The sequence below is a fragment of the Natronococcus occultus SP4 genome (assembly GCF_000328685.1).
Taxonomy (GTDB): Archaea; Halobacteriota; Halobacteria; order Halobacteriales; family Natrialbaceae; genus Natronococcus; species Natronococcus occultus.
The window spans coordinates 1,237,747-1,252,613 of record NC_019974.1 but is presented as its reverse complement, the minus strand read 5'-3'; the positions used below and the strand labels follow the sequence as shown (position 1 = coordinate 1,252,613).

Annotated in this window: 14 protein-coding genes and 1 pseudogene; 9 read left to right on the top strand and 6 right to left on the bottom strand. The window is 51.4% G+C overall.

Annotated features, from left to right (window positions below; genetic code table 11):
• Positions 1 to 17: 17 nt before the first annotated feature.
• The 6 genes from NATOC_RS21760 (at position 18) to NATOC_RS06110 (ending at position 5,038) form a co-directional block, all read left to right on the top strand.
• On the top strand, positions 18 to 1,091 hold the full coding sequence (locus NATOC_RS21760) for a hypothetical protein (RefSeq protein WP_015320561.1): 1,074 nt from the start codon (positions 18 to 20) through the stop codon (positions 1,089 to 1,091).
• 80 nt (positions 1,092 to 1,171) lie between these two features.
• Entirely contained in the window at positions 1,172 to 1,840 is a 669-nt protein-coding gene (locus NATOC_RS21755) for a hypothetical protein (protein ID WP_015320560.1), read from the top strand.
• A complete protein-coding gene (locus NATOC_RS21750) occupies positions 1,837 to 2,394 on the top strand; it encodes a hypothetical protein (RefSeq protein WP_157224595.1) in 558 nt (185 codons plus the stop codon). Before NATOC_RS21755 ends, NATOC_RS21750 begins: the two co-directional genes overlap by 4 nt.
• Before the next feature lie 336 nt (positions 2,395 to 2,730).
• A complete protein-coding gene (locus NATOC_RS22785) occupies positions 2,731 to 4,149 on the top strand; it encodes an HNH endonuclease (protein WP_015320559.1) in 1,419 nt (472 codons plus the stop codon).
• Positions 4,150 to 4,341: 192 nt separating this feature from the next.
• A complete protein-coding gene (locus tag NATOC_RS06115; protein WP_049888684.1) occupies positions 4,342 to 4,806 on the top strand; it encodes a hypothetical protein in 465 nt (154 codons plus the stop codon).
• Positions 4,772 to 5,038 (top strand): hypothetical protein, encoded by a 267-nt coding sequence (locus tag NATOC_RS06110; RefSeq protein WP_049888683.1) that lies wholly within the window; start codon positions 4,772 to 4,774, stop codon positions 5,036 to 5,038. The genes NATOC_RS06115 and NATOC_RS06110 overlap by 35 nt, the downstream gene beginning before the upstream one ends.
• A gap of 278 nt (positions 5,039 to 5,316) precedes the next feature.
• Here the strand turns inward: NATOC_RS06110 and NATOC_RS06105 are convergent, their stop codons facing one another.
• The 3 genes from NATOC_RS06105 to NATOC_RS06095 form a co-directional block, all read right to left on the bottom strand.
• Positions 5,317 to 6,126, bottom strand: a complete 810-nt coding sequence (locus NATOC_RS06105) for a hypothetical protein (RefSeq protein WP_015320558.1) — start codon at positions 6,124 to 6,126, stop codon at positions 5,317 to 5,319.
• Positions 6,127 to 6,280: 154 nt separating this feature from the next.
• Positions 6,281 to 6,859: a hypothetical protein gene (locus tag NATOC_RS06100; RefSeq protein ID WP_174299197.1), complete on the bottom strand. Its 579-nt coding sequence runs from the start codon at positions 6,857 to 6,859 to the stop codon at positions 6,281 to 6,283.
• A 406-nt stretch (positions 6,860 to 7,265) separates the two neighbouring features.
• Positions 7,266 to 8,114, bottom strand: coding sequence for a geranylgeranylglycerol-phosphate geranylgeranyltransferase (locus tag NATOC_RS06095; RefSeq protein WP_015320556.1), 849 nt, complete (start codon positions 8,112 to 8,114; stop codon positions 7,266 to 7,268).
• Between the two features lie 112 nt (positions 8,115 to 8,226).
• Here NATOC_RS06095 and NATOC_RS22680 point away from each other — a divergent pair, with 112 nt between their 5' ends.
• Together NATOC_RS22680 and NATOC_RS06085 are read left to right on the top strand one after the other, a co-directional pair.
• Complete coding sequence (locus tag NATOC_RS22680; protein ID WP_015320555.1) at positions 8,227 to 9,375, top strand: helix-turn-helix transcriptional regulator; 1,149 nt, start codon at positions 8,227 to 8,229, stop codon at positions 9,373 to 9,375.
• 30 nt (positions 9,376 to 9,405) lie between these two features.
• Entirely contained in the window at positions 9,406 to 10,749 is a 1,344-nt protein-coding gene (locus NATOC_RS06085) for a cytochrome P450 (RefSeq protein ID WP_015320554.1), read from the top strand.
• Between the two features lie 1,261 nt (positions 10,750 to 12,010).
• Here NATOC_RS06085 and NATOC_RS06080 read toward each other — a convergent pair.
• The 3 genes and pseudogenes from NATOC_RS06080 to NATOC_RS06070 form a co-directional block, all read right to left on the bottom strand.
• Positions 12,011 to 12,184 (bottom strand): annotated as a pseudogene (locus NATOC_RS06080) (HVO_A0114 family putative DNA-binding protein); the annotation flags it as partial.
• 7 nt (positions 12,185 to 12,191) lie between these two features.
• Positions 12,192 to 12,866, bottom strand: a complete 675-nt coding sequence (locus tag NATOC_RS21020) for an IS6 family transposase (protein WP_015320552.1) — start codon at positions 12,864 to 12,866, stop codon at positions 12,192 to 12,194.
• Between the two features lie 43 nt (positions 12,867 to 12,909).
• Positions 12,910 to 13,689 carry a hypothetical protein gene (locus tag NATOC_RS06070; RefSeq protein WP_157224594.1) on the bottom strand — a complete coding sequence of 260 codons (780 nt, stop codon included), beginning with the start codon at positions 13,687 to 13,689 and terminating at the stop codon, positions 12,910 to 12,912.
• A 621-nt stretch (positions 13,690 to 14,310) separates the two neighbouring features.
• Here NATOC_RS06070 and NATOC_RS06065 point away from each other — a divergent pair.
• A complete protein-coding gene (locus NATOC_RS06065; protein ID WP_049888681.1) occupies positions 14,311 to 14,619 on the top strand; it encodes a hypothetical protein in 309 nt (102 codons plus the stop codon).
• Positions 14,620 to 14,867: the final 248 nt, after the last annotated feature.

Genomic DNA, 14,867 nt, shown 5'->3' with positions numbered 1-14,867 from the left:
CACACTATCATCAAGCTATGAGCGGGGAGGAGGAGGAGAAATTCGACTACCAGGGGTATCTCATATTTAATGGGATCTACGAAACAGATCTAGCGGTAGATTCCAAATACCGGAGAGGACTTATAGAGGCTGAAGCAGAATTACTAGCTGATCTGGGTCAATTCGAAGATACTAAAAGAGAATCTGATAGAGGGGTCGAAAAAATACCACTCCGTGATTATATTAGAGATGACGATAGCGTTTCTGGAGAGCTAGAAGAATTAGCAGGCCAGCTGATTTCCCTCCGGTTTTTATATGAAGATAGAATTGAGAAAGATGGATATTTGAGTGGCAAAAAAGAACTACAGAAAGTAGAAATACCAATCATAAAGGATGCTGATATTTATTGGATCTATCCAAATTATATGTACTTTCGGGGTGCAAAAGATGATGTAACAGAAGCTATCGAGTATACTTCGTCTATATTAGATGCTGATATAGCAAGTGATGGGGGTACTGCGGTTAGTCCACAACAACCCTCGCGGTTTTCGAAATTCCAATCAATTTCTTTCCATGCGGACTTTCTTCTTTGGTTATTTTCACATCAATATAATGGAACAGATCTCCCCGGGTCCGCAATAGAAATAGATACACTTACTGATGCTAGTGTAACTGGAAACACAGACGTATGGGGCGGTAATAATATAGTGGGCGACACGACCCAACTCATCGAGTCTCCCCCGCTTCTATCTGCAATATTACAAAATAAATCGCTGAAAATGATCGAAGGAGGATTTGCAATGGGCGACAATACAATCAAATCAAAGATACAAATTGACAAAGTCCATATCAAATCTTCTGCAAAGTCTATAAAAAAGTCAAACAATACTCGAAGGATGTCTCTCTCTCTAAGGTTCCTCAACGAACTAGTTGAACTAGAGAAATATTGGAACAACTTGGACCCAAAGAACAAGTATCCGCCATATACTTTTTTCTTGGACTTGTTTGATACTTGCCAAGCACATGGAATGACATTAGATAACATATCTGAAATACTAAGACGCGAATATTGCGATAAACGAGGAGACAATAATAGCGAATGGGATCTGTAAATGGGTAGTGAGGTAGAGACAAAAGTAACGATAGGCCGAAAGGGTCTAGACCTTGGCCCTCAAAGTAGGAATACAGTAGGATGAGCGAAGTTCGGCGAGCCACACTAAAATCAAAAAGTTGGAGGGAGGCTCTGAGACATGTCTCCAGTGAGAAGATCACTGATGTTAAGATAGAGTCTGAACTCGCTGAACCTCGCTTAGCGGAAAATGAATACCCCTTCACCGGCCAAGAAATCATCAAAGGCGCATTTACGTATCTGCTTTATCCGCCACGTGGAGAGCCGACTCCAATTTCTATGGATTTTTCTTTCCGAACTGAGTCAAAACTGTTTATACTGGACCCTGGCCGAAGAGATAATTTGGGGGAGCAGGTGCTTTTTGAACTCAGAAAGTTATTGGCAGATGATATAGCTATCCAACCTGGCTGCGGAATATCGATGACCGGAATATGGAATTTTATAGAATCATCTTATGAGATTCGTGAAATCAAGGTAAAGATTCGATCAGATAATACCGATATGGGAAATGGACAGGTACTCCAGAAGGGGAAAATAGCAGTTTCATATGATAATATCCCACCAGAGAATGTAATTGGAAAGCAAAGGGTAAAAAGAGCTGAACTAGTTTTCAACTATGAAGGAATATTTGATATAATATATTCTCAGAATATTTTATCTATAAGTGGTACAAAAGAGCAGTTTGAATATGCTCTCCAAATATTTGAAAAAGAAGCTATATATAACGGATGAGTTTGGAAAAGGAAAGAGTAACTCGATTCTTTGAGTGGATTCCACTAGACTCTGCTGGCTTAGTAGTGGCTATCATATCCCTGCTAAGTCGAGAGATCGATTTTTCATACCAAGGATACGACATACCATTTATAATCGCGGTTTCACTCGTAGCCATTCTAGCAGCCTTGTTCACTGCAAAAAAGATGATCCCGGGTATTGATGTGTTCACCTATGATCAACATAACAATGAGATAAAATTAAAAAGCCTAAGTTCACTTGATGCAAGCAATGGCGAAGTAGAGGTCGATTTGCTCTTCAAAGTACCTGATCATCATGAGGAAGTATACTTATCATTTGATATAGATGGTTATACTGTTGGAATTGAACAGTATACTCCAGTCAATTATGACCAAGATATAGCTGTCACATGTCATTCAAAGATACAAAGGTTTGAGCTAACTCTCAAACTAGTACCCAATTCTAGCGAAACTAACCAGGGAAGTAGAAGACCATTAGAAATAGTAGACAAACTCCACAACATAGATGTTTGTCAAATATCGGTTAATGGATAATGGCTATAGTATAAGATAAATTATGACTATCTCGAACTTCGGCTGCGTTTGGGGGTCTTGTTGTTGTTGTCAGCCTCTTCTCTGAGCACGTTCACACTCAAGCAGCCGTTCAGAACCACAAAATTGCCGTGCGAGTCAGACCGCGCTATCTAAAGGCTATTGCCACGTCACCGCAGCGAGTCCAAGTGAACCTCTCCTTACGAGATTTGCTCCAGAATATTAACCCGAAAAGCTAGACCATATACGGAAGACCACATTTGTGATTAGGACAGTCTTGTATGCAATGTTTAAATAAACACAAAAATTCTTCAACTCATTAATGTAGTATCTACTACTATGACAAACGACGGCCGGATAACGACCGATCGCTTCTTTGGGAGCATCGAGAAGCGACTCGAGAATCTACAATCCATGCTCGAGTTCGTCGATGCTACCAAACCCGCTGAACCAACCCTCAGAGACTGGCTCAAATCAAATACATCTGCAGAGAGCGAATCAACTATTGAGAAGTACATTGCCTTCCAGCGCTCGATCGACCTCCTCGAGCTCCAGGAAGATCAGTACCAAACCACACCTCGCGGAACAGCGTTCGCAGAGACTGGCGATCCAGAACTCGTCTTCGAAGCACTCCTCGAGAACGTCGCCGGCTTCGAGACGATTCTACAGACACTCGACAACCAACAGACCACCGCAGCGGAAATTCAGGCGAGCCTCCAGGAGGCGTACCCAGAATACCAACTCCCACAGGCAGTCGTCGGTAGGCATCTCGAGTGGCTCCAAGCAATCGGTGCGATTGAGAAACAGCAGGCTACCGACCGATACGAACTAACCCCCTTCGGAAGGCAACTACTCCGCCAAAAACCCGACCAGAAGCCAACGATCGATGATCTCGAGGTCGGCAGTACATACGATCGCGTCGAACTCCATGAAGAGTATGGTGGAGCGCGATATCGTGGAATTGCGCCCTCCGCTGACCATCCCTACGTCTTCCTCTTCACAGGCGACTCTGGAATGGAGCACGGCTACAAAGACGAATTTCGCGGCGATACGTTCATCTACACCGGCGAAGGCAGAACGGGCGATATGGAGATGACGGGTGGGAATAAGGCGATTCGCGACCATACGGAAGACGGCCGTGAAATCCACTTGTTCGAGAACAATGACGAAGCCTGGAGCGTAACCTACCTCGGACAGTTCGAGTGCGTCGATTGGTTCGAAGAGCAGCTTCCAGACACAGACGGAAATCGCCGCAAAGCGATCCGCTTCAAACTCGAGCCAGTAGCGAATGACGTCGAATTCACTGCTTCCAATTTGGATGCAGTCGATACAGATGAACTCTACGAGAGAGCGAAGGGAGCAGCGACAACTGACGGAGGTGCTACCCAACAGACAACCGTCGAAACGACGCGAACCAGATACACCAGATCAGAAGCCGTTAGAGAATACGCACTACGTGTCGCTGATGGCATTTGCCAAGGCTGTGGGAACGAAGCGCCGTTCGTTGGCAAGGATGGTGAGCCGTACCTAGAGGTGCATCATCTGTACCGTCGTAGCGATGGTGGCCCTGATCATCCTGATAATGTCGTTGCTTTATGCCCGAACTGCCATCGGCGAGTTCATCATGGGAAGGATGGTGACGAATTCAATCAGGAACTTATCTCGAGGGCCGAGAAGGGGAAACTGAATCATTCAGGAAGAAAAACAAACTTGAGTAAAATACAGCTTCAACCTACACCCCAAGTTCCCGTACCATAGCACAATTAACTACTCTCACACCGAATATAAGAGAGATTATTAGACACTGAAAATGATATTACCCCCAGAGTGGTAATACTGTCAGCGATATCAAACACACGATGGTGAAATTAACGCGACGGAAGGCAATCGGTGGTGTGGGGGGAATTATTCTGCTCGGAGCATGCACAGCTGCGATGGATCCGGACGAAGATGCAGAGGCGTCGGCTGACGCTGCCGATACGTGGTGGCAATGGCGACGATTCGACTGATGACGTCGACGAGGCCGACGACGTGGGCGAAGTTGACGACGCCAACGGAGAAGATGTCGAGGATGAATCCGAGGACGAAGAGTCCGCGTCCGAGGTCGAGGAACCTGAGACGCAATCGTTCAGCGGCTCTGGTGCAACCGTGGATGATGGAGTCGAGATCGAGGGTGGGCTAACCGTTGTCGATGCATCACACTCCGGCGAGAGCAACTTCCAAGTACATTTCGTCGGTGGGGAATTCGACGATCTGTTCGTCAACGAGATCGGCAGCTATGACGGCGAGACGGCGGCCCTCATCGATGCCGGAACCTATCGGCTTGATGTCGAAGCCGACGGTGACTGGAGTATCGAGATCCGACAGCCACGCGCGAGTAGTGGGGGACAGCCTCCCGCAGTCCGTGAGTGGTGACGGGCCTGAAGTGTTCGGTCCCTTCGAGTTCGGTGGTTCACACGTCGCGAATGGATCGCACTCGGCTGATAGCAATTTCCAGGTCCATGTCTACCCACTCGAGGGCTCCTTTGGTAGTGAACTCGTGTTCAACGAAATCGGGGAGTACGGCGGCGAAACAACGTTTAGACACGATGGTATTGGTTATGTTGCTGTCGTCGCAGACGGTGAGTTTTCTGTTGACATGGAGTAATCGAGCAACCCACTGAGAACAGCTTTTTCAAGTTCTATCAATCAACCTGATTGTGATACGGTCTCTATGTTTTACAGCGTTGACTTCGTCACACCCGTTGTGATGACGGATATGAGCCCAACCACCGAATCTGTGTTATTCCTACTGCTACTACCTCTGAATCGGGAGGTCCCTCTTCGTAGTTGTCACTAGAAAAGACAGCGACGTCGACTCTCGAGTCGACGACCAAGTCCGGTTCTGTCCGTGGTCCTATTTTACTTGGATTTTTCTCGTTGTGCTCACGCGGTTCCGGCTGTTGGCTTGGTCACAACGGGTGTGACGCCACCGGCACTCGCTGCACTCTCCTCGAGCAGATCCAGATGACAGTACCGATCCTCAAGCAATCCAGTTGCAGTCTCGAGGTCAATCGCCAGAATCTGCTTTGCTGGTTGCTTTGGACTCACTTGCCGTGTTCGTTCCTCGAGATCTCCGCCACCAAGCTCCACTATCGAATCCCAGACGCGCGTAATAGTCGTCCCATGCGGCTGTTCGCCCATGATTGCAGTCAGGGCCTGGCGCACGTCCTCACGAGTAAAGAACACACCATCACCAGTCGTTCGCTTGGTTGCGAATTCGTCCCAGCGTTTCGCGACAAGTAGCGCTCGGTACGTGTTTTGCTCGTTCCGTTCGTCGACGAAGCGCTTCCTGACCTTGTATGGGCGGCAATTTGCGAAGAAATCGAGCGGGCTCGTCGAGGGCTCGATTTCATCGGGCAGCTGTGTCGCCTCATTGCTCTCGCCTTCATTGTTAGCTTCGACCTGGGAGACTTTCGCGCTGGCAGAGCAGGCGATCTCCTTCGCTTCTTCGGCCACCGATGTTGCCTCGTTAGTGTTCTGTGCGAGATCTGTTCGGACTTGGTCGTTCTTGTCGACGCGCTCCTCGAGTTCCTCGATTCGGTCTGACTGCGTTTCGACGCGGCGCTCAAGCACCTTATTTTCCGTCTCGAGGCTTTCGACTCTGTTTCGGAGTGCCCGAAGTTCGTTTGTCAGCGTCTGGATAGTGATAGACTGTGCGCCGTTGCTGTCGGTAGTAGTGTCTTCAGTAGACATCGTAAGTCCATGATCGCGAAACGTCGATGAGTGAGCGATACGCGCCGCTGTGTCTGCTGTAGTCGGACGGCTGTGGTTCAAGAGTAGCTCCGGAAGCGGTGGAGTCTCCAGACTCGTTGACCGTAGATTCGGTATCCGACATCGAGGAGTTGGGTTATTCGGTGCCGCCGTCTGGGACGGGTTGCTCCTCGGATCGAACGCTGGAGTCAGTCGCCGAGTGGCGGTATGTAGCGTCGGTGTTGAGACGAGGCGGAAGTGTCTCAATCTCAACTCCGTCCGAGCTTGAAGCCGAAGACTGCGTGCCCGTGTTTGGGTCTGCGTCCTCGTCAGTCTCGAGAGCGGACTGGCTCTCGAAGGGTTCACTCGAGTCGATCAACTTGGGCTCGAGGACGATCAGTTCCGTTTGTTGCATCGCGAGCTCGGCACTCGTGCCGAGCCGACACCGAGCGAGCAGTTTCGTACAGCCAAGTATGGGGCCGGCAATCGTCGAGGGATTGCACGTTGTGCAGTAGGTTCTGTGGACCGCCCAGTGATCGGAGTCGGCTGGCTGGGTGAACAAGATGATGATGGGATCGCTTTCGTCGAACTCGTGGTTACACCACTGGCAGTGAGCACTACCTTGGGTTCCGACAGTGAGTCCCTCGAGAAGTTGCTCTGGAGTAGTCTCAAGAAGCATTATTGCTGGACTCGCTGACTTCTGTTTCGAGTCTGGGTGGTCGACGTCGAGAACCACTCTTTGCTCAGATTACTGATTCCGTTCTGCTGTCCAACTCTAGGATCGTCCGCTGCCTGTAATGGATTGGTGTACATTCATGCATCCGAATTGAACGCTGACGGCCGGTACCGTCGTACCAAAGCTTGTCGCGTTCGTCCACGTGACTGTTCACGCAGCACCCGCCTCCCATCGATCGAGACAGTGCTGCCGCTGGTCTCGGGACAACGCTTATTATACTTTGGCCGAAAGGAAAGAATTGCTTAGGGTTCTTCCCTTTCGACGCTGTAACGTTCTCGAGCCTTGCTTGTCGCCTTCCCACTACGTTCGTCTCTCCGCGAGGGTTATCATTTCACCGGAGGTTACACTGTTACCTCCCGTGAAACACAGGTAAGAAATTTGATTAGTAATCCTATAATCGAGAGGGTTAGGAAATCATAGTCGCGCGGCCGACGATGAAGGCCGCAGCTGTGAGGAATGTTCCGTATTTCAGGATGGACTGCCCTGCTTTGGGGTCATCAAAACTAAGGTACCCAGCATACAGTATCGCGCCATTCGCCGGGATCATGAGAACGAGGTAGATTACTCCCAGTACACCCAGCAAATAGGGAACCGGCGTAATAACGACCATAACGCAGAGAAAAACTGCACTGAGAGTGAGCGAGTGTTTCTCTCCGATAACGAGGGGAAGGGTGGTAATCTCTTCTCGCTGGTCCCCCTCTATGTCCTCGACGTCTTTGATCACTTCACGGCTGAAGGTCGCCAACACTGCTAGCAAAAACAGGATACCAGGGGCGGCGATATCTCCGACTGCTGCGCCTCCCAAGAGAAATGCACTCCCACCAAGATACGCCACTACTGCATTCCCCACTCCTGGCAGTCCTTTGAAAATCTCCGTATATGCGATGAGAAGGGCAATATTCAGGAGAGCAATCGCGGTGGCGAGCAACGGTAGGACAAGTGCCAGTGCGCTGGCTGCGACAAACAGAACAATGCTCGAGACGAGAGCAGTCCTTGGGGAAACTGCCCCTCGAGGAATCGGCCGGTCGGGATTGTTGATCTGGTCCGTCTCGATGTCAAAATAATCGTTGATGGTGTTTCCTGCGGCCGTAGCCAGAACAGTGACAAGGATTGCGGTAAGAACGGGTTCTGCGCTACCGACAACATCGCTTCCGTGGGCCACAAACGCTCCAGTAAAGGTTAGAACTCCGGCGACGATCGCATTTACCGGTCGAGTAAGTTCTACTACGCCACGAGCACCCTCCACTACCGACATAGTCACTATCTCAAATCCTCAGTCAAAAGCAAGGCGAAGTCCGCCCTCATCGCTACTTTCAATAGTACCCGTCAAAAAAGAAATTTTCAGAATATCGCTTAAATTGTTGAATATGATGCAGGAAAATGAGGAATGCGAAGAGCAAGTCGTTACAAATCCAATAACTGGAAGCCAAGATGTTATCCGTGAAAACATAATCAAATACATTGATTCAGCCCGATTTGATATTTTACAGATAATCGATAACGAGCCAGTAACTCCCTCGATGATAGCGGATCGCGGGCTGGTATCCCGTAAAACAGCGTCTGAGTATATCACTGAATTCCAGGAGTGTGCCTTTGTCAATTCAAACGCAGACAATCACTATGTCCTCACCTATAGCGGAAAGTTCGCTCTTGAATTGGTTGAAGACTGTCTCGAGACAATTACTCGAGAACAGCTCGCGTTCCTTTCTCGATCACCTCGACCACTCCGATTCCTTCGGTCGCTCAGAACAGGCCCGAGAGGACCCCATAAGCTTGCGAACGCGAGCGCTGATTCACCGGGTCGTGCAACGATTTGGCGTACGTTTCAAACCTTCGAGGAGTACGGATGGTGCGAATCCTGTCCAAAGGGGTATCGTCTCACAACAAGGGGTGAGGAGGCCCTATTTGCGTACCAGAAGCTACTCAAGCAAAGCGAACAGGTAATCGCCAAAGCACCATTTCTACAACGCCTCTCGACAGAGTTCGCGAATTTCCCTACACACGCGCTCACAGATGCAGAACTTGTCTTCTCTAAACCCGCCTCTCCGGGTCTCGTGGTTGAGGCAGCTCTCAAACTCCGTGATTTTCGCACCCGCCATTTCCGTATCCTAACCTCCGTATTTCAACCAACCCTGTTCAAAACGTATTATCAAAGTACCAGACTAGGGCTGGCGGTGGAGCCGATTGTTGATAGCACCGTTTACGAACGAATTGCTCAGAACGAAGATCTCCACTATCTGCTGGATAATTCAAAGCGTGATAACTACACACTGCGTTGCCTCGAGGATTCACTAACACTTGGGATTGGACTCTACGATGATCGGAAGGTGGCGATTGGTGCATACAATGAAGTCGGTGACGGGAACCATGTCGCCATGATCGTCAGTTCAAACGATGAGTTGGTCGAATGGGCTACGAAAAAGTACGAACGCTACCGTGAGCAATCTGTCGACCCGATGGACCCCTCTCGTGTGACTGAAACTGCTTCCATTACGCAGGAATCGAACTCCCAATGAATTTACCAACCGCTCGGCGAACGAACTATCATGACACCTCAATCTGAACTCCCTCCGAGTCCTTCTGGTCATCCAATCCTCGGTCACGCTCTCGATTTTGCTCGAGATCCGTTCGCTCTTATTGACCGTGCGACAGACGAATGCGGTGATTGCTATCGAATGACATTCCCGAGTGCCGAGATTTGCGTCCTCGCCCACCCCGAGCACTTTCGGCAGGCCCTCGTCACCGATGTCGATTCATTTGGGAAGACTGCAGACTATCAGCGGGCGTTTGGGAACGGGCTGCTGTCGACGGAGGGCGATCAGTGGCGCAGACAACGGAACGTCCTCCAACCGCTGTTCCATGGAGACCGAATTGACGGCTATGCCGACAAGATGGTCGAAGCAACGCAGCGACGGATCGGTACCTGGGAAGCAGGTGAGGTTCGTGACCTCGAATCAGAGATGCAAGATCTCACCTTCGAAATTCTCTTTGCGACGCTCTTTGGACGTGACCTAGCCCCTGGAGAGGGTGCGGATCTTCGTGCTGCCTCGGATGGTCTCAACAAGTGGTTTGTATCGACGTCGTGGCTCCTCCCAAATTGGATTCCAACACCGGCACGGCGTACGTTCAACCAATCCTCGGAACGGCTTCGTGAGGAAACTCAACGTCTTCTCGCGAAGTACGAAGCTGAAGCCGAGCAAAGTACCGCTTCGGATCTGGAGAACGAAACGGTACTCTCGAAACTTCAGGACGCTCAAAAACAGGGCCATCTGAGCAAGGAAGAAGTCGAAGGCCAAATGGTTACGATGCTGTTCGCCGGATACGAAACGACTGCTGCAACACTTGGCTTCGCTTGGTACGCACTGGCGAAGAATCCGGCTCTTCGGGACGCCTTTCACGATGAACTTGAGGCTGTACTAGGTGGTGAACCGCCGTCTCAGGAGACAATTGGTGAATTGGACCTCACACGTCGTATCGTGACTGAGACGTTACGGTTGTATCCACCGGTACACACGATCCCTCGGCAGACAACACGGGAGATCGAGATCGACGGCTATTGCCTTCCAGCAAACGAGGAGGTTCACCTGTCAGTGATCGCGGCTCATCGCGACGAGCGTTTCTACGATGATCCGCTCTCGTTCCGACCCGAGCGGTGGCAACAGCAGTCTATCGAGGAGCGCCACGACTTCGCGTACATTCCGTTCGGTGGTGGTCGTCGAACGTGTATCGGTCGGGAGTTTGCTCGGCTGGAAGCGATGGTAGTGTTAGCGACGATTGGGCAGCAGTGGAGCCCGGAGTGGACGAAAGGGGATTCAACGGTTACGCTCGATCCGGCAATCACGATTCAGGCGAAAGACGGTCTTCCGATGCGGCTTCAGCAGCGATCTTGATTCAGACCGTAGACCAGAGCACGCTCTCCTAGCAGTAGAAGGCAGTACGATTCCGTGATTCAGTTGTGGTTCTGAATCTGGATTAGTTGAATCGCTACGTGATAAGTGCTCACTCAACGTCGTCAAGTTGCTCAGCAGTGAGCTTGTGGCCTGTTTCCTGGCCGTGTTCCCTAATCACTTCGGCAGATTTGTCTCCTTTGGTAGTAACCACCCTCGAAAAGGAGCACTCTACGCATATAATGCGGACCTTCTCTGTATGTTGCTTCGAGGCCATTATGACTAGCTGTAAATGATCGTTCCCTGAGTAGAAGAAGGGCTCGCATGTGAACAGCACAATTCCGCTTCCTCTTCGAACGGAGTGTGTTTGACCTATACATGGCACATCTGTACCGATCATGAGATTACCTGATTAACCAACAAACAGGGACAGTAGACGAGGTCGTGTTGGTTAACTGAGTGTGGTGGCAGATTGGAGATCGAACGGGATCCAACTGCTACGAAGTTGTACGACAAAGCGATTGCTGCCTGAGCGGTGAGCCTAACTTGAGGACCCGCTTGCTCCCAAGGCAATCTATCGGTGTGAGCGCAGCAGCAACCCGAAGCCAGGGACCAATAGTTGGACGATTGAGTAATCACAACGGATCCGGTGGCCAGCAGCGCACTTCCAAGCGGATCATTGGGATCGCCGTAGCGATCTGGCGGGAGGAACATTTCAAAGAGTGAATCGACTATATCGAGCAGTATTTGGTTTTCCTCGAGGGCAGCCGGAATAACGGAATCACGGCGTTCAGTAGCTGTCTGGAACGACAATGCCAGCCGATACCCACTCTCGTCGGCACGGATGAGGTCGAGTGCCTCGAGTCGATCCTGGTAGTTCCGGACCATCCGTGGCGAGACGTCCGCTTGATCGGCAAGTTCACACTGTGATAGTCGACTTTCGGCTGTGAGAAGCGTGTGGACGATTCGGCCAACTGCCGGTGAGAGATCTGAAAGCAACTGCTTAGGCTCGAGTGTTCCCAGCGCATAGCGGAGTTCGTCCGGTCGGAGCTCTCGGTGTTCGGTTTCGCCGGCGAGTTGCTGCAGTGCTTGAGCAGCGGTGTACGGTGATCCGGCTAATGCGTGAAGTACCGAATCAGTTTCTCGAGTCGGTTGAAGATTCTTGGGCTGAAAGATTCGCGTCGCAGCTGCTGAGTAGGCTGGCCGATCAACCAGCGAACGGAAAATATGGACCGCGAATTCGGGAGTGTCCTCAGGGGGGATGTCACGGCGCGGCAGCAGCCGTGTCGCCAGCCTCTGGATCGAACGGGAGGTTAATGATGAGTTCGCCGAACCACACGACAGGGCGCTTACTCTGGCCGTCTTCCTCGAAGAAGATGATGCCCAGCTGGGCGAGCCGACTGAGTTCCTCGTAGACATTCTTCACATCCCGATCAAGTCACCGTCTAGTTTAGCACCTCCACTGGCGTCTGTCCGTTGAGTGACTGATGCGGTCGCTGTGTGTTGTAGTAGTGTACGAACTTCTCAAGCCACTCTCTGACGCTCGCCCGACTGCCCACCCACGAGTTATGGAAGCGGTCGACCCGCATTTTGAGGGTGTGAAACCACTTTTCGATGTGGTTTCGATCGACATAGTCGAGGTGACCGCTCAATCCTAATTGATGGAGGGCAGTCAGATAGCCAGCACCATCGACGAGAAACTCAGCGTCAGAGAGATCGTGTTTCTCAGCGAGTCCATGCAGAAACGCAGCAGCTGGATCGGTGCCTCGCCGTCCAAAGAGCGCGACATCGAGGATGAGTTTTGTGTCGAGGTCTATTGCAGCGTACATCCAAGATCGGTTGCCGTTAATCCTGACAGCGGTTTCATCAACCGCGACCCGCGACGGCTGCGCCGTCGGCGGGTCTGGTACGCTGTCAGCCAGCCGATGTACCCAGTGCCAGATTGCTTGATGAGAGCGTTCAACGCCGAGTGAGCAAAGAATTGCTTGTGTCTCTCGAAGCGAACAACCGGTCGCGTGGAGCCGGACGGCGAACGCCCTGACGGGCGTCGCCGTCCGCTCACGCTCCCAACATTCATCAAATTCCGCCGCGTAGCTCTCGCTGAGCAGGTCTGCGAGCATTGATCCAAACTAACTCTACGACCTGCTCACTTCTCAAACTGCGCTAACTAGACGGTGCCGGGTCAGCCGTCGGTTCGTCGAACGAGAACTCCTGGAGAACGTCAGCAAGCGATTCGTACCGATCCCTCGCGTCTTCGTACTCCTTTAACGCAGCCTCGTACTCCGAGTTCTGGAACGCACGGTTGCCCGCTGCCGCGTGATCGCGGGCTTCAGCCACGAACTCGCGGATCGTCCGATGAGACGCGGATAGGTCGAGGCTCTGTTGCCTTACTCGAACGCTGCTCAGTTCTCGATCGATCTGTGCCACCCTATCAGGTACCAGTTCGATCGCCAGCGTTCGAGCTTCCTCTAACGCGCCGATCGCCGTTTCGTACGCCTGTGCTGCAGCCTCAGTGTCACCATCGAAGTGCGCCTCGTCACCGTCGTCGATAGCGTTCTCGGCTTCATCGACGAGATCATCAATCACCTGCACCTGTTCGTCGGTTTCGATCTCGTCGATCGTTCTCAGTACCTCTCGGCAGCGGTTTTCGATGGACGAAGTTTCTGCCGAAAATAGTTTCATCCGCTGGAAATGCTGGAGTGCTCCCTCCAGTTTCTCAATCGCTACGTCGAATTCGCCGAGGTTTCTCGCCTCCTTCGCTTCGTCCTGTAATCGTCGACCTTCCTCAAGGTGAATCGTGTGACAGAACTCTTCGGCGTCTTCGTGACCGAGCGTCTCCCACGTGTGTGTATCATCGTCACTCTCCATTATGTGGTCGACTACCTCTGACACCGGTCCTTCGAACGAACACGTCTCTACTGGACAACCTACAATATCGGTCATGTCATCCTCCACTCTACGATCGAACGCACGTAATCTCTTATCGTCAATTCGTACAGTAGGTACTTTATTTTGGAGGTGATCGAATCATCTCAATCGTGATGCAGTATCGGTCGGTCTTCTACGTCGGTTGAATTTCCCCTCTTTTCCAGCGATCTACCAAAAGGACGAAATGAACCGACGATCATTGTGGGCCATCGATGCCACCAGAACGGCTTCGGTCAATCGTTCCGATGTTCGGCGGCGCAACGAACTACGTCGAGACGCTCGATTCGATCATCGAATACGTCGGCGAACATTGACCGACGACTGACAAACTTGTCGACTGGAATCGCAGCCGATTCGCCCGTGTCTCGAGCCAGAACTCGATCATGCGCCGCGTCGAGTACCTCGAAGACGTCGGATTTCTCGCAACCAATGATGGAATCTGGACGTTCGGTCCTGAGGGCGAACGGTACAGCGGGTTCGTTCGACCGAGGCATTTCTCGAAATCATGTGCCGACGGAATATCGGGTTACGAAGCCTATTATATGCACTCTCGACCGGTCCCATGACGATCGAAGAATCGGCCGGCAGCAATTCAACACGCATTCTGCACTGGGGTGGAATCCCGAGAGCCTGAACATGGCACCCCAGTGCGTGAACTGGCTGCGAACCCTCGAACTCGTTTGGAAAGACGGCGATCAATACTCGCTCGCCGATGCGGGGCGACGGTTCACCGACGACGCTATCGAGAGCTGGACCGACACCGCTGCGTCGACCCTATCAAATTCAGGCGATTCGATGACCGCGGCCACCTACGAGACGACAGTCGAAACACGGGCCATCGACTCGGAGTTTCGAGAGTTCGTGCTCGCGAGATTCGATCACACCTGTCCGATCTCTGGCGTCGATCATTCCGGGCTGTTAGACGTCGCGCACATCCTCTTCTGAAGTGATTACCCTGAGTATCGAGCCGATCCCCGCTCTAGTCGGATGTCACGGCGAGCGAGGCGGCTTCAACGTTGCCGGACACTGCTGATTCGGGGAGTGCACGAACGGAGATGTTAGGCTGTCATAAAGCATTGTTCTCCCGCAAGACCCTTGCTGTATACGAGGATGTACTCAGAAAATAAACCTACCTGATCGAAATCCGATTCACCTGTTACATGGAAACAGATGCCAGCGACGGAGCTTCGCCC

Excerpts from the sequence above, each read along its gene's own strand:
- NATOC_RS06085 (WP_015320554.1), top strand. The coding sequence starts at position 9,406 with ATGACACCTCAATCTGAACTCCCTCCGAGTCCTTCTGGTCATCCAATC.
- NATOC_RS21760 (WP_015320561.1), top strand. The coding sequence starts at position 18 with ATGAGCGGGGAGGAGGAGGAGAAATTCGACTACCAGGGGTATCTCATA.
- NATOC_RS06115 (WP_049888684.1), top strand. The coding sequence starts at position 4,342 with ATGCAGAGGCGTCGGCTGACGCTGCCGATACGTGGTGGCAATGGCGAC.
- NATOC_RS06070 (WP_157224594.1), bottom strand. The coding sequence starts at position 13,689 with ATGACCGATATTGTAGGTTGTCCAGTAGAGACGTGTTCGTTCGAAGGA.
- NATOC_RS21755 (WP_015320560.1), top strand. The coding sequence starts at position 1,172 with ATGAGCGAAGTTCGGCGAGCCACACTAAAATCAAAAAGTTGGAGGGAG.
- NATOC_RS22785 (WP_015320559.1), top strand. The coding sequence starts at position 2,731 with ATGACAAACGACGGCCGGATAACGACCGATCGCTTCTTTGGGAGCATC.
- NATOC_RS06095 (WP_015320556.1), bottom strand. The coding sequence starts at position 8,114 with ATGTCGGTAGTGGAGGGTGCTCGTGGCGTAGTAGAACTTACTCGACCG.
- NATOC_RS06105 (WP_015320558.1), bottom strand. The coding sequence starts at position 6,126 with ATGTCTACTGAAGACACTACTACCGACAGCAACGGCGCACAGTCTATC.
- NATOC_RS21750 (WP_157224595.1), top strand. The coding sequence starts at position 1,837 with ATGAGTTTGGAAAAGGAAAGAGTAACTCGATTCTTTGAGTGGATTCCA.
- NATOC_RS22680 (WP_015320555.1), top strand. The coding sequence starts at position 8,227 with ATGATGCAGGAAAATGAGGAATGCGAAGAGCAAGTCGTTACAAATCCA.
- NATOC_RS21020 (WP_015320552.1), bottom strand. The coding sequence starts at position 12,866 with ATGCTCGCAGACCTGCTCAGCGAGAGCTACGCGGCGGAATTTGATGAA.
- NATOC_RS06065 (WP_049888681.1), top strand. The coding sequence starts at position 14,311 with ATGGCACCCCAGTGCGTGAACTGGCTGCGAACCCTCGAACTCGTTTGG.